This window comes from Allobosea sp. 10L422, assembly GCF_056395345.1.
Genome location: NZ_JBFTJI010000003.1, coordinates 22,061 through 35,165, shown reverse-complemented (window position 1 = coordinate 35,165; position 13,105 = coordinate 22,061). Strand labels below are relative to the sequence as shown.

Below are 13,105 nucleotides of genomic sequence, written 5' to 3'. Positions count from 1 at the left end.
AGCGACTGGGCCTTCTGGCCGCCTGCTGCGTTGCGGCCTCCATCGCGGGCGCCCTGCCGGCGAAGGCGGATCTGCGCATGTGCAACACCACGTCGAGCCGGATCGGCGTCGCCATCGGCTACCGCGACGCGCAGGGCTGGACCACCGAGGGCTGGTGGAACATCAGCCCGCGCGGCTGCGAGACCCTGTTGCGCGGCACGCTTGCGGCGCGCTTCTATTACGTCCACGCGGTGGATTACGATAAGGGCGGGGAATGGACCGGAAAATCGGTCATGTGCGTCCGCAATAAGGAATTCACGATTCGTGGCATCGAGGACTGCCTGGCGCGCGGCTATGATCGCGCCGGCTTCTTCGAGGTCGATACCGGCGAGCAGAAGAGCTGGACCATCCAGCTCACCGATACCGGCGGGGCTGCGCCGCCGCGGCCCTGACCGGAATACCGGAACAGGGCCGTCGCGACGGCAACGATCGGGGCGGGTGCTTACCGGCCGCTGGGCGGAACGAAGGTGCTGACAGGCCGGAACCGAAAGCGGGCCGGCTTCATGGGGACTGACAATGAAGCGTGAACGCCGGATCAAGATCATCGCCACCCTGGGGCCGGCATCGTCGACCGAGGAGATGTGCGCCAARCTGTTCGAGGCCGGCGTCGACGTCTTCCGCATCAATATGAGCCACACCCAGCGCGAGACGCTGGCCGAGAAGATTGCGATGCTGCGCGGACTGGAAACCAAGTTCCGGCGCCCGGTCGGCATCCTTGCCGATCTCCAGGGTCCAAAGCTGCGCGTCGGTCAGTTCGGCGGCGATGGCGGCGCGATGCTGGAAAAAGGGGCGATCTTCACTCTCGACTCAGACGCTGCGCCCGGTGATGCCAAGCGCGTCCACCTGCCCCATCCCGAGATCCTGAGCGCGCTGGAGCCCGGCCATAACCTCATCCTCGATGACGGCAAGCTGCGGCTCGTCGTGGAGAGTGCCTCGGAAAAGGAGGCGGTCACGCGCGTCACGGTCGGCGGGCGCCTGTCATCGCGCAAGGGCGTCAGCCTGCCCGATACCACCATTGCCGTATCGGCTATGACCGAGAAGGACCGCGCCGATGCCGAGGTCGCGGCCGAGGTCGGCGTCGACTGGATCGCGCTTTCCTTCGTGCAGCGTCCCGAAGACATGGCGGAACTGCGCAAGATCGTGCGTGGCCGGGCGCTCGCGCTGGCCAAGATCGAAAAACCTCAGGCCGTGCTGCGGCTGGAGGAGATCATCGATGCCTCCGACGCGATCATGGTGGCGCGCGGCGATCTCGGCGTCGAGATGCCGCTGGAGAAGGTGCCGGGCACGCAGAAGCGCATGATCCGCATGGCGCGGCGCAAGGGCAAGCCTGTGGTCGTCGCGACGCAGATGCTGGAGAGCATGATCACCAGCCCGGTGCCGACCCGCGCCGAGGTCTCGGACGTCGCGACCGCGGTCTTTGAGGGCGCCGACGCCGTAATGCTCTCGGCCGAGAGCGCCGCCGGCCAATATCCGGTCGAGGCCGTGACGATGATGAACCGCATCGCCGAAGAGGTCGAAGGCGAGACTGTCTACCGCTCGATCCTGGAGGCGCAGCGCACCGAGCCCGAGGCCACCGGCGCGGATGCCATCGCCAAGGCCGCCCACGAGATCGCGGAGACGCTGCATCTCAAGGCGGTCTGCGCCTGGACCTCATCCGGCTCCACCGCCTTCCGCATCGCCCGGGAGCGCCCGAATTCAACCGTGATTGCACTGACGCCGAACCGCGCCACGGCGCGCCGCCTGACTCTGGTCTGGGGCGTGCACGCCATCGTCACGAAGGATGCCAGCGACGCCGACGATATGGCCTTCCGCGCCTGCAAATTCGCGGTGCGCGAGCACTATGCCAAGCTGGGCGATCGGATCATCGTCGTCGCCGGCGTCCCCTTCGGCACGCCGGGCGCGACCAATATGGTCCGCATCGCCTTCATCGCGCAGGAGCACGTTGCCAAGGCTTGAGCCGGGCGGGGAGAGGGCGGCCACGCCAAGCGTCAGGCGTCGCGCCCGTCGACCTCGCTCTTCAGCGAGTCCACCGCCTTCTTCACGGCATCGAACTGCGGATAGAGCGCCAGCGCCTTGCGGAAGGCGATCATGGCGCCCTTGTCGTCTCCCTGCTGGCGAAGGATCATCCCCAGCCCCATCATTGCGCCGTAGTGGCGCGGCTCGCGCTTCAGCGTCTCGCCGATATCGATCATCGAGCGGATCGAATCGCCGGCGAGATAGAGCGCGTTGGCGCGCTGGTTCCAGGCCTCGGCCCAGTTGGGCTGCAGAGCGATGACGCGGTCGAGCAGTTCGATCGCGAGTTCCGTCTGCTTGTCCTGCAGGGCCTGCTGCGCGCGACTCATCAGGAGATCGGCCGTATCGGAGCCGGACCGGGCCCAGCGGCGCTGGATCAGCCGGGCGACGCCCTCGGCCTCTTCCTGTGTCGAAGCGTCGTGAAGCCGTTCGAACAGCCGATCGAGCGTCGCAGCCGGACTGCGTTGCGGGATGGGAGGCGTGACGGGGTTTTCGGCCTTATCGGACGGCGCGACTGCGCCCGGCCGCGGCGATCCGGCCGTTTGAGCAACGACTGCGTTTGCGCCGAGGGCACCCGTCAAGGCCAGCCCCAGAGCAAGGACGGAAGGCGAGGGAAAGCGCTTCATGCCGGGGAGTGTAGCCGCCGGGCACCGCAGGTCAAATCACGCGGAGGCGAGCACGCAACGCAAAAAGCGGGTGCGCCGGCTGGCGCCCCGCTTTGCAAGGTCCGGTCAGGTTCTGCGCGATAACAAAAGGGTAGATCGCCGTTATCGCGTCCAATAGGACGCGCGGCGATCTAGGTCGCGCAGACGCTCAGCCCTGGCGCGCCTTGAAGCGCTTCTGGACCTTGTTGATGATGTAGACGCGGCCCTTGCGGCGAACCAGCTGGTTGTCGCGATGACGCGCGCGAAGCGACTTCAGCGAATTGCGAATCTTCATTGTCTCAACTCCATCGACCCGTCCTCGCGGACGCGCCGGTCAAAAACCTTCAGCCTGCGACGCGGGTTCTGTCAGCATCGGCTATCCCGAAAACCGGGTTCCAGTTTTCGGGCCGATGCATGGGAGCCCTCGCCGCCCATGGCAATGGTGCGACTGATGCGATGCCGGCTGTATACGGATTTTTCGGCGGACCGCAAGTGCGAACACGGTCCCGGAAGCGCTTGGCCATGCAAAAGCCCGACTGTGTCTGCCTTGACGGCAGTTAGGCCGGGAATCACCCGGCCGCCCGATCCAAGGACCTGAACATGCGCCTATCGATCCTCACTCTCTTCGCGGCCGCTCTGACGCTCGGCGCCTGCGGCAACACCGTCGAGCAGCGTATCGGCGGCGCGGCCGTCGGTGCCGGCACCGGAGCGATCGTTGCCGGTCCGGTCGGAGCTGTGGTGGGCGGTGCGGCCGGCGCGGTCACCGGTCCGTCCGTCTCGCGTGCGGTTCGCCGCGCCTCTTATTGACGGCACAGCGGCGTCCCGTGGCATCCTGTCCTGTGCCTGTTGGGGTGCAGGGCAGCATGCCGCTTCGCCGGGCTTTGGAGCGCCCGGCTGACTGTCATCAAACTCTCATCTGGCAGCCGAATGCTGCGTGGATGTCCGATTCGCTGCGCCGCCTCCATGCCGCCGTCCTGGATTCTCGCCTTCGCGATCCTGCAACCTCGCGCACGGCGAAGCTTTTTGCCGACGGCCTGCCCAAGATGGCCAAGAAGGTTGCGGAAGAGGCCGTCGAGCTGAGCCTGGAGGCGCTGCAGGGCAACCGCCCGGCCGCCATCCTCGAGAGCGCCGACCTGATCTACAATCTGACGGTGCTCTGGACCGCCCTCGGCATAGAGCCGGCTGATATATGGGAAGAGCTGGATCGCCGGGAGCGCTTGTACGGCATGGCCGAGAAGCTGCCCAAGCGCGGCGACGGGCAGCGCAGGAAGGCACCGCGACAGCGTTCCACCGCGATTGCACCGCTGCCCTGATGATGCGGAATCGCCGACTATCCACAGCCAGCGACGATTTCGGGCCTCCGGTTATTTTGAGGGTTGCCAAGACGAAACGAAGCCTTTATCTCCGCCTTCATCAGGCCAGACGCACTAGCGTCTTGACGCTCTGAGACGCGCCCGTAGCTCAGCTGGATAGAGCATCAGACTACGAATCTGAGGGTCAGAGGTTCGAATCCTTTCGGGCGCGCCATCTAACTGCTTGAGAATACGCTGTATTCTCTGAGGCCGCGAAAGCGGCCTTTTGCATGCCTGCTGCCAGGTCGCCACCGGGTCGCCACCGCGCTAGAAATGACCTCTCTCGGAACGAACAAGGCCGGCCCAGAAGGACCGGCCCTTTTCAGCTACTTTGCGATCTTCACTCGCCTGAGGTCGGATCGATCATCGGATCAAGGCCGGCGAACTTGAGGAGCAGGCGCCGGGCCATCGCAATATCCCAATCCAGATCCTCATCAGCGCCGAGCCACTTCGCCGGCATGACGTGGTTCAGGAGCATGCGGACCTGCTTTGCGCGATCGTCCGCGGATTCTGCCGGCATCGCCAGAGCCTTTTCCACCAGCGCCGAATGCTCATCGAGAATCGCGTCCGTTTCCTCGCTGGTCGCCTCATCAAGCGCGTAATCAAGCTCGAGAAGCTGGTTTTCGGCCAGGGAGAGCACCGAAGCGGTCATGTTGGCGACGGGAGCGAAGGTAGCGATGGCGAGCTGAGCGGTCATGACTGGATGTCCCTAGGGGTTGCGATAATCAGACAACCTGATTACCCTGTAAACATGCTTCAACATGTTTACCCTGTCAACAGGTAAGAATGAAAATCTCTCCAGCCCAATGCCGCATGGCCCGCGCCGCCCTACAAATTGGCGTTCGCGATCTCGCGGAAATGTCAGGCTTGTCGGCTATGACCATCACCCGTTTCGAGAATGGCCACTCGAAAGGTTATCCGGACACGTGGGAGCGGCTAGGCCAGGCGCTTGAGGCGGCCGGTCTAGAATTCATCCCTGAGAATGGAGGAGGCGCAGGCGTGCGCTACAAGCTGCCTGGCGATCCCGCTCAACCCGCCGCCTCGTAAATGCGAAGCCACCCCCTGGGGAGGGGGCGGCCCATATTCTCCGCGACGCCCGAAGGCCGCTCGGCAAATTTTTGGATTTCTGAAAACCCGGTGCGTGGCTAGCTCCCTTTTGGCGCTTTGTAATGCTGGACCCGATAGCGAAACATCATCTCCTGGACGGACGCCCACGCTCCAAGCCTATTGGCCCTGTTTCTTCCCGTTGTTCGGATCGGCCCCATCATCTCGCGGTAATTCATATGGGTGGGAATGCGGTTCAGTTGGATATCCGGCATATCGTTCGCGGTGATCCGCTGCCACCGTCTCGCGTATCGGGCAATGCTGCGAAGCTGTTTGAGCTCCCTTCTTATCCTTCTATGAATTTCTCGAAGAGCAATTTCTTTGATGTCATGGCATATTAGCTCTGATCGACGAAGTTCAGCATATATACGGCAGTCTTCCTCGTTTATTTGCTGAATTGACTTGTGGCCGAAGCCTCTAACAAGCTGCTTATGTATCACCGACACATCTTCCAGATTTTTATTATCTGTGATATCTGGAGCAAATATGAAGTCGAAAATGGCTCTGTGTACCGACATACCCATAACAGGCCTCGGCGCAGAGATGGTTGCGCCCTCCAATTTCTCAAAGAGCCACCACTTATAAAGATGCTGCGCGACGGCATAATCCCTAGTTTTCAGATCTATAAATACGAATTGCAAAACCCTTTTGTCATAAAATCGTATGATCCACCACCTTCTGCCGTTGGTTGTTAGTGTTGAAATCTTTTTGGCTTTTTCTGGATTCATGGCGAAGCCCTAAATCGGTAGCGGCTGCCTTTCAAATCCCACCGGCAATTTTCTGAGTCAATACGGCGTTCCAGGAAAGTATTGTCTCCTTTGTAGATTTATACTGCAATACTAGCTTGGTTGAAGGCGACAAGGCGCAGCATTTTGTCTGCCGCCTCTCCTTTCCCCAAACGGCGCCCGATAGGATATTGATCCGTTTTCTAGAAATGTTATCCTATAACCAGTGGGCGTTCCCTGACTGGTCTCGCCGCGCCAGACCTGATTGTGCAGGCGAGATCGATGACGCAGCCCCTATCAAATCCTCCGCAGTCGCAAGCCTTTCCGCCCGCCGGCCAGCCGCCACGGAAGTTTGGTCTCTACGAGCTGACAGGACCGGACGGCGCTCGCCACTACGTCAGCGCCGATGACGGGGACGACGCCGCCGTCCTGGAGGCCGGCGAGTTGCTCTTTGGCGGCGCGCCAGTGGCCACTCAGGGCGGCGTTCCCTCGAAATCCCGCCTCGGCAAGTACCAAGTCACTGGTCCCGATGGCGCGAAGACCATCTTCGTGGCACCGGACGAAGAAGCGCTGATTCACGGCGTCCAGAAATTCTACGATAAGCGGCGAGGCATCGCTGCTCCAGCGAACGGCCCAACATATACTCCCGTCGACCACGATCCCTTTGCGCCCAATGCGGCAGCGAAGCCCGAGCGCCTCATCGAATTCGAGGGTCGACGCATCCAGGTTCCTGCCGACGCTACCGACGAGGAGATCACAGCGATCCTGTCCGCGCCGGCCAGTTCTCCGAGCACCGGCGTCCAGCGCATCCAGGCGCCCAACGGCGACATGGTCGAATTCCCCGCGGGCATGACTGATGATGCCATGGCTGCCGCGATGCGCCGCGAGTATGGCGGCCCGTCCCCCGCGCCCGACTTCGCCAAGATCAAGCGCAACATCCAGCGGATGATGGATCAGGGCGCCTCCGAACAGGAGATGGACCGGTACATCGCCGAAGAAGGAACGACTGCGGAAGCGCTGCGGGCTGCGCCCAAGCCGGGAGCGCCCGTATCCCCTGCGCGCCCTTCGGCGCCCCTCGCCGCATTTCAGCTGCCGAACTTCGCTCCGCCGCCGACGCCACAGCAGCGCGCCACCGATCCGTTCTGGCAGAACTCCACCCGGCGCGCAGCGGAAGCCCGTGAGCAAGACGCCAAGTACGAAGCGCTCGGCCACGGCCCGCGTGGGCAGTCCAGCGTCCCGCTCGATCAGCGCGGCTATGCGCCCCTGGAAGCCACGATCCAGGGTGCAGCTCGCGCGGCGGCGGACATCGCCGGTTTGCCCGTAGACTTGGCGACGGCCCTCAACAACGCAGCTCGGGCAACACTGAACATCCCCGGCTTCATCAAGGGTGCCGTCACTGGCAAACCCGACAAGAGCGCATTGCCATCGATCACCGAGCCGATGGGCGGAGGCGACTGGATTGCCAACCGAGCATCCGAAGTCGCCTCGGCGGTTGGCGCCGAGCCGCTCGACTACGACAAGATGGATGCCCGCGCCAAGACAGCCTATCAGTCCACGCGCTTCGGACTCGCAGGCCTGCTGCAGGGCCTCGGCCTTCGCAGTGTTGCGGCGGCGCGTGTGCCATCTGACAAGCCCCGCATCGCCGATGCGCTGCTAGAAGCGTATGAAGGCAAGAACGCCGGCAGGGCCATCCTTCGCGACACAGCCGCGGGCGTCGGCACAGGGACCGGGCTCGCTGCCGCGGACACCATGCTGCCGGAGGATTCCCGCGGCCCCATCACGTCGCTGCTCGCGGGGCTTGCCGGTGGCGTTGGAGGCGCCACGCTGAGCGATGCGCTCACGGTCGGCCCGAAGGCGACCTATGCCTGGGCCACCTCGGCGCGTCCGGATAGCCGTATCCCCTTCAACGCCGACGGCTCCTATGTCAGCAAGGCCACGTCGCGCGATGCGGCGAAGTTCCTGCAGGCGGAGGCGGGAGGTCCTGTCGCTGCTCGCGAGGCAGCCGACACAATCGGCCGGAACGCCGACGAGTTCGCCGCGATCGGGGCACCCGTTCCGACGACTGGCCAGATTTCGGAGAATGCCGGGCTGGCGCGCGTCGAGCGCGGGGTTCGGAATACGTCCACTCCCGCCGCGACGCCGATCTTCGAGCGTGATCGCGCGATCAACACATATGCTGGCCAGAATATTCGCGGCATGGGGCCGGAAGGCGCCGATCCGAACCAGTTTCCGAAGGCGGCTGGCGAAGTTGCGTCCGAGATGCGCCGTCCCGTCGAAGCCGATCTCGCAAGGGCGGAGGCTTCACGTGACTCCGTCAGCTCTCAGCGGATCGCCGAGGGCACAGCCCTGGCCGATGGCGCCGCGACCCGTCAGACGATGGCCAGCCAGTCGCTCGACGCCGCCATCACCGGTGATATGCGGAACCTGCGCGCCGAGCGCGCTGATGCGCTTCGCAGCTCGACCATCGACCCCACCAACGACGTCCGGCTCGACGCCACGCCCATTTATGATGCTGCGGATCGAGCTCTGGCAGCCGGCGTGAATTTGCCTGACGCCTTCCGCAAGCGTGTTCCCGGCGCGTCAGACCTCGCAGGCCGGCGGCCGCATGATGTCACCGTGGAAAGCCCCATCCTCGACGCCACTGGCGCACCGATCACCCGCACGGAGACGCGCGGCATCGCGGATATGAGCCTCGCCGAGATCAACGATTTGCGACCCGTACTGTCGCAGTTGTCGGAGACCTATGCGAAGGCGATCGGCAACGGCAACTCGGCCGCGATCCCTCAGAAGGAGGCCGTGGATGGCCTGCGCGCCGCTCTCAACAGTGGTCTTCGCGGCTATGCCGAGGCCGGCGGAACTCCACAAGCCGAGCGCCTGGCCAAGGGCCTCGAGCTCGGCGACGAGTTCAATGCGCGATATCGCACCCCTGGCCCTGGCGATCCGGTCGTCGAGCTCTATCGCGACATGCGCAAGGAGCGCGGCGACCTGACCGGCCGCACGTTGACACCGCCCGAACAGACCGCGAGCCGCTTCATCAAGCCGCCGGCGCAGGGCGGCATCCAGGGCATGCAGTCGCTCAATCGCGTAATGGAGACCTCCACCGATCCGATGACGATCGTGCAGGCGCGTCGGGATTTCCTGGTCGGGCTCGCCGCACAGAAGATAGTCGAGAACGGCAAGGTCAGCCCGAAGCGGCTCGGCAAGTTCATCGACGAGTACGGCCCCGTTCTGGCCGCCGCTCCCGAGAGCAGGGTGCAGTTCGACCACATGATCGCCAACGCCCGCGCGGGCAAAGGGCTGGAAGACGGCTTCACGCAGGCGGTCGAGGCCGTGAAGGGACGGCTCAAGCTGACCGACGCCGAGATCGCCGACAGCGCGCTGGCGACAGTCATGGGCACCAGCGGCCGCAAAGGTGTGCAGGCCATCATCGGGAGCCGGAACCCGCCGGCACAGATGGCAGACCTCGCCAAGCGCATCGAGAAGGTGCCTGGCGGCACCGACAGCCTGCGTCGCGCGCTGGCTGATTATCTGGCCGATCGCGTCACCAATACGAACCGACAGGCAACGAGCGATGGCGGTCTTCCGCCTTCGTACGCCAAGCTCGTCGGGCTCGAGAAGGATCCCGACCTCGACCGCGTCATCGCCGCGGCGTGGAAGGACGACCCGTCGGCCATGCAGGCGCTGCAGCGCGCTCGTCGCGTGCTCGAGCCGCGGGAGTTTCTCGCCACCGTGCAAGGCACGTCCGGCTCGCCGACGGCCAGCAACATGGCGGCCGCGATGCGCGTGCTCGAACTCGGCTTGCGCACCGTCCAGGGCGGCTTCCGCGGCGGCAATACCGCCCGAAACATCAAGGTTGGGCTCGGCACGCTCCTGCAGGGCCGCGACAACGAGGTCATCAACCTGGTGGCACGCAGCCAGGTCGATCCGGCGGTCGCGCGTCACCTGCTCTCGAAGGAGCTCCCCGAAAACCCGGCACTGTGGGCTTCCAAGATGCGCAAGATCCTGAACTGGGAAGAGGCGGCTCGCCAGACCAACGAAGCTGAGGACAGACCATGACCGCAGCCAACGATCGCCAGCGGGCATATGTCGCTCGCGGTAGGCGCTTCAAATCGAAGTCAGCGGAAGCCCTGTCCCTGCTCTTCGTCGTCGGCTACAGCGCGTGGGTGTCGACATTCCCGCGCCGCGATGATTCAGTCGACGATGTACAGTCCGAGTTCGAGCTTCGTGGCGAGCCGCCGCCGTTCGATCTAGTGGCGACGCAGATCGAGGAGATTGCGGCCCTCACGTCGGAGCTTATGGGTTTCGCGGACAAGCCGGCTGGATCTGCATTCATGCTGGCTTGAAGATGGGGGGACAGACCTATCAACGCGTCCCGTTTTGTTAAGGCGGAACTAACGCGGGCAACCCCGCGTTCCTTCGACGAGACACCTCGGAATTCTACTCGGCCCCGTCAGCTCCGGCTGGCGGGGCCTTTTCGTTTCGGGCTTAGTCCTCGCAACGCGTTAGCATCTTCCCCGACGGCGTCGCGAAATAGCACTCGTCCTCGTAGTGCAACGGCGTGCCGTCTTCGAACGAATAGGAGACAGTCGAGAGGCCGGGTTTGTTCTGCCAGACAATGACGGTGAAGCGATTGCCGTCCTCGTCCTGGCACTGCTCGCGGTAGAGCTCGCGGCGATTGCGCGGCGGTTGGCGATCGGTGGGACCCTGCAACGCAACCATGGCGCCCCTCACTCATCAGATTGATGACGATTCAACCTCCGGCGGGCCATGACGTTCCCGGGCTTTCGCAACAGATTTCTCCTCTTGAAGCTTGAAAGGTTGCTCCTAAATCATCCTGCGCGAAACGGCTTTGGAGGAAGGAGCAATGCCATTTTCGTCCTTGAATGACCCAGCAGATCTCGCTCGGGCCTATGCCGCGTTGGAAGCAGTATGGAACGAGATCAAAGACTCGGTGCCAGAGCATGACCGAGACAAAGAGCGCGAGCGTATTGCCTATATGGTGGCTGGGTTCGCACCCCTGGCGCTCGATGAAGAAGACCTGACGAAGAATGTCCTGTTTCACCTAGACCGCGACGTCGCAGCCTGATCGGAACGATTCGTTGCGCCGCCCGTTCGCGACTCGTTGCGTCGTGGAGTTGCGTCGATGTGTGCGCGTCGGGTTCTCAGAGCCGGGCCTGCGGCGGAGGTCGTCAAGGGCCCGGTGGCGCGCCGGCGCAAGGCCGAGCGCGATCTCTTCGCCGATCCGATGCCGGATCGCGTTGAGCCCTGCCTGGCGAAGCTGCAGGGCAAACCGCCGTCCGGCGACGACTGGGCCTTCGAAGTCAAATGGGACGGATATCGGTTGGCGATCCACATCGCCGGCAAGCGTGTCCGGATCATCACCCGCGGCGGCCATGACTGGACCTCGCGCTTTCCGACGATCGCACATGACGCGATCGAGCTCGACGTCGACAGTGCGATCCTCGATGGCGAGGCCGTGGTGCTCGGCGAGCGCGGCGCCTCGGATTTCGGCGCGCTGCAAAAAGCCTTGGGTGGCCGAGGCGGCAAGCGTTTCGCTTCAGAGGCCAGGCTCTACGCCTTCGATCTGCTCTACCTCAACGGCCATGACCTGCGTGAACAGCCTCTGAGCGAACGCCGGGAGATGCTGGCTGACGTCCTCGCGGAGCAGCGGCACGGCTCCATCGAATTGAGCGAAGAGATCAACGCTGACGGTGCGCCCTTTCTGAAGCTCGCCTGCGAGATGGGCCTCGAGGGTATCATCGCGAAGCGACGCTCAGCCCCCTACCGATCGGGCCGGGGCGGCGACTGGCTGAAGATCAAGTGCATCCAGTCGGAGAGCTTCGCCATAATCGGCTATGAGCCGTCCGCGATCGCGCTGGGTGGCATCGGCCGGCTCCTGCTGGCGGCGCGCAAGGGAAATCAGATGGTCTATGTAGGCGGCGTCGGGACCGGCTTCACCGTCGCGAGCGGGACAGCGCTCGGGAAGCAGATGGACAAGCTCATCATCGAGAAGCCAGCGCTGCCCATGCCTGTGCACAAGAAGGGCTATCGCTGGATCAAGCCCGATCTCGTCGCCGAGATCGCGCTGCGCGGTTGGACCGACGACGGGAAGCTCCGGCACGCGTCCTACAAGGGTCTGCGCGAGGATGCCGACGAGGCGAGCGTCTACGAGATCCAGAGCTAGTTGTGGCGCTCTAGCTCAGAGCTTATGTTCGGCGCGCGGCAGATGAGATCAGCGGGGCGCAATGCTGAATATCGGTTTTGCGATCGCCATCGGGCTGGCCGGGTGGCTGGCTGTCGACTTCGTCACTGGTCTGATTTCAGCTGGTCTTGTTTTCGGGGGCCTCAAGCTCGCGCGCTTTGCGTTTCGGGACTACTAGCCAATTCGCCTCATGTGCTCGACATGCGTCGCCCAGCCCTCCGGGCCGATGAACGCGAGATAGCGCTCCATGGCTTGGCGAATATCGGGCAGCGCTGCATCATGGCTCTGGGCGCGGCCGCTATCGGGCGTCGCCTGCCTTGATCCATTGCCATGCACGCCCAGGGTGCATGTGGAAATTCCAATGCCAGTCCGGGGGGGGGGGGGGCCTCCGAGCGCCCCTGATGCAACACGAGGGAGCCGACGCAATAGCCATCGCATTCGATCGACCAGAACTTGTCGTCGTCCTCCGGCCGAGGATGGTCGTTATAGGTGCGTCGAAGGGTGAGGTTGATCGTCATAGCGCCCCGGGTCGGCTCCTCGAACTCCTCCGGGATCGCGCCGTGGCGTGCAGGACATCGAGATGGCTTGACTCCCTGATCTGGTTTGTTCTCATAATGTTCTCATGTCGAGGATGCAAGCCATGTCAGCCCAGCCAGCCGATCAGCACATAGAAGACACCACGCTCGACGCGGAAGTTACGGCTCTGGTCGCCGATGTGATGGAGGAACACGGCTCGGAAACCGCGGCGCTGCGGGCGCTAGCGCACGACTTTATCGTGCTCCTGGCCGACGCCGATCGCTCTGTCTCGCGTGGCTACCTGCGCGGTCGGTTTTCGGAGGGAGCGCGGCCTATTCGCGAGCCCGAATGAGCCATGAAGCCGCCAGACGAAGGGACGCCTGTGCGGGACTATCCGTGGGTGGTCGTGCGCCTGCGATGTCCATGGTGCAGACGCGGCGGCGATTACAAGCTTGCCGACATCGCGGCGAAGCACGGCAGCCGGATCACGATCGGGTCGATCGTCGTCGC

15 protein-coding genes and 1 tRNA gene are annotated in these 13,105 nt (G+C 63.8%); 11 read left to right on the top strand and 5 right to left on the bottom strand.

What is annotated here, in order from left to right:
• Window positions 1-5 precede the first annotated feature (5 nt).
• Together AC1DEZ_RS08410 and pyk are read left to right on the top strand one after the other, a co-directional pair.
• Window positions 6-431: a DUF1036 domain-containing protein gene (locus AC1DEZ_RS08410; protein ID WP_476779661.1), complete on the top strand. Its 426-nt coding sequence runs from the start codon at window positions 6-8 to the stop codon at window positions 429-431.
• Between the two features lie 124 nt (window positions 432-555).
• The gene (gene pyk / locus AC1DEZ_RS08405; protein ID WP_441511848.1) at window positions 556-1,995 is read left to right on the top strand and encodes a pyruvate kinase; all 1,440 of its coding nucleotides are present in this window, start codon (window positions 556-558) and stop codon (window positions 1,993-1,995) included.
• Window positions 1,996-2,027: 32 nt separating this feature from the next.
• Here pyk and AC1DEZ_RS08400 read toward each other — a convergent pair whose 3' ends face one another.
• Window positions 2,028-2,678 (bottom strand): tetratricopeptide repeat protein, encoded by a 651-nt coding sequence (locus AC1DEZ_RS08400; protein WP_476779393.1) that lies wholly within the window; start codon window positions 2,676-2,678, stop codon window positions 2,028-2,030.
• Between the two features lie 187 nt (window positions 2,679-2,865).
• Window positions 2,866-2,991: a type B 50S ribosomal protein L36 gene (ykgO, locus tag AC1DEZ_RS08395; protein ID WP_038363015.1), complete on the bottom strand. Its 126-nt coding sequence runs from the start codon at window positions 2,989-2,991 to the stop codon at window positions 2,866-2,868.
• 305 nt (window positions 2,992-3,296) lie between these two features.
• Between ykgO and AC1DEZ_RS08390 the strand changes: the two genes are divergently transcribed.
• From AC1DEZ_RS08390 to AC1DEZ_RS08380, 3 genes are all read left to right on the top strand, one after another.
• On the top strand, window positions 3,297-3,503 hold the full coding sequence (locus AC1DEZ_RS08390) for a hypothetical protein (RefSeq protein ID WP_441511850.1): 207 nt from the start codon (window positions 3,297-3,299) through the stop codon (window positions 3,501-3,503).
• 131 nt (window positions 3,504-3,634) lie between these two features.
• Window positions 3,635-4,009 carry a phosphoribosyl-ATP diphosphatase gene (gene hisE / locus AC1DEZ_RS08385; protein ID WP_476779392.1) on the top strand — a complete coding sequence of 125 codons (375 nt, stop codon included), beginning with the start codon at window positions 3,635-3,637 and terminating at the stop codon, window positions 4,007-4,009.
• A 137-nt stretch (window positions 4,010-4,146) separates the two neighbouring features.
• A tRNA-Arg gene (locus AC1DEZ_RS08380) sits at window positions 4,147-4,223 on the top strand.
• Window positions 4,224-4,388: 165 nt separating this feature from the next.
• On the opposite strand, the gene AC1DEZ_RS08375 is transcribed toward AC1DEZ_RS08380, so the two are convergent.
• Window positions 4,389-4,745 (bottom strand): hypothetical protein, encoded by a 357-nt coding sequence (locus AC1DEZ_RS08375; RefSeq protein ID WP_476779391.1) that lies wholly within the window; start codon window positions 4,743-4,745, stop codon window positions 4,389-4,391.
• Window positions 4,746-5,193: 448 nt separating this feature from the next.
• Complete coding sequence (locus tag AC1DEZ_RS08370) at window positions 5,194-5,880, bottom strand: hypothetical protein (RefSeq protein ID WP_476779390.1); 687 nt, start codon at window positions 5,878-5,880, stop codon at window positions 5,194-5,196.
• Window positions 5,881-6,159: 279 nt separating this feature from the next.
• Between AC1DEZ_RS08370 and AC1DEZ_RS08365 the strand changes: the two genes are divergently transcribed.
• Window positions 6,160-9,933 carry a hypothetical protein gene (locus tag AC1DEZ_RS08365; protein WP_476779389.1) on the top strand — a complete coding sequence of 1,258 codons (3,774 nt, stop codon included), beginning with the start codon at window positions 6,160-6,162 and terminating at the stop codon, window positions 9,931-9,933.
• Window positions 9,930-10,220: a hypothetical protein gene (locus AC1DEZ_RS08360; protein ID WP_476779388.1), complete on the top strand. Its 291-nt coding sequence runs from the start codon at window positions 9,930-9,932 to the stop codon at window positions 10,218-10,220. Before AC1DEZ_RS08365 ends, AC1DEZ_RS08360 begins: the two co-directional genes overlap by 4 nt.
• Before the next feature lie 142 nt (window positions 10,221-10,362).
• Here AC1DEZ_RS08360 and AC1DEZ_RS08355 read toward each other — a convergent pair whose 3' ends face one another.
• A complete protein-coding gene (locus tag AC1DEZ_RS08355; protein WP_476779387.1) occupies window positions 10,363-10,596 on the bottom strand; it encodes a hypothetical protein in 234 nt (77 codons plus the stop codon).
• Between the two features lie 145 nt (window positions 10,597-10,741).
• Here AC1DEZ_RS08355 and AC1DEZ_RS08350 point away from each other — a divergent pair, with 145 nt between their 5' ends.
• The 4 genes from AC1DEZ_RS08350 to AC1DEZ_RS08335 all read left to right on the top strand — a co-directional run bounded on the left by AC1DEZ_RS08350 (window position 10,742) and on the right by AC1DEZ_RS08335 (window position 12,947).
• Window positions 10,742-10,963, top strand: coding sequence for a hypothetical protein (locus AC1DEZ_RS08350; RefSeq protein WP_476779386.1), 222 nt, complete (start codon window positions 10,742-10,744; stop codon window positions 10,961-10,963).
• A 57-nt stretch (window positions 10,964-11,020) separates the two neighbouring features.
• Window positions 11,021-12,061 (top strand): non-homologous end-joining DNA ligase, encoded by a 1,041-nt coding sequence (gene ligD / locus AC1DEZ_RS08345; protein WP_476779385.1) that lies wholly within the window; start codon window positions 11,021-11,023, stop codon window positions 12,059-12,061.
• Between the two features lie 61 nt (window positions 12,062-12,122).
• The gene (locus AC1DEZ_RS08340; protein ID WP_476779384.1) at window positions 12,123-12,257 is read left to right on the top strand and encodes a hypothetical protein; all 135 of its coding nucleotides are present in this window, start codon (window positions 12,123-12,125) and stop codon (window positions 12,255-12,257) included.
• Between the two features lie 462 nt (window positions 12,258-12,719).
• Window positions 12,720-12,947 carry a hypothetical protein gene (locus AC1DEZ_RS08335; RefSeq protein ID WP_476779383.1) on the top strand — a complete coding sequence of 76 codons (228 nt, stop codon included), beginning with the start codon at window positions 12,720-12,722 and terminating at the stop codon, window positions 12,945-12,947.
• Window positions 12,948-13,105: the final 158 nt, after the last annotated feature.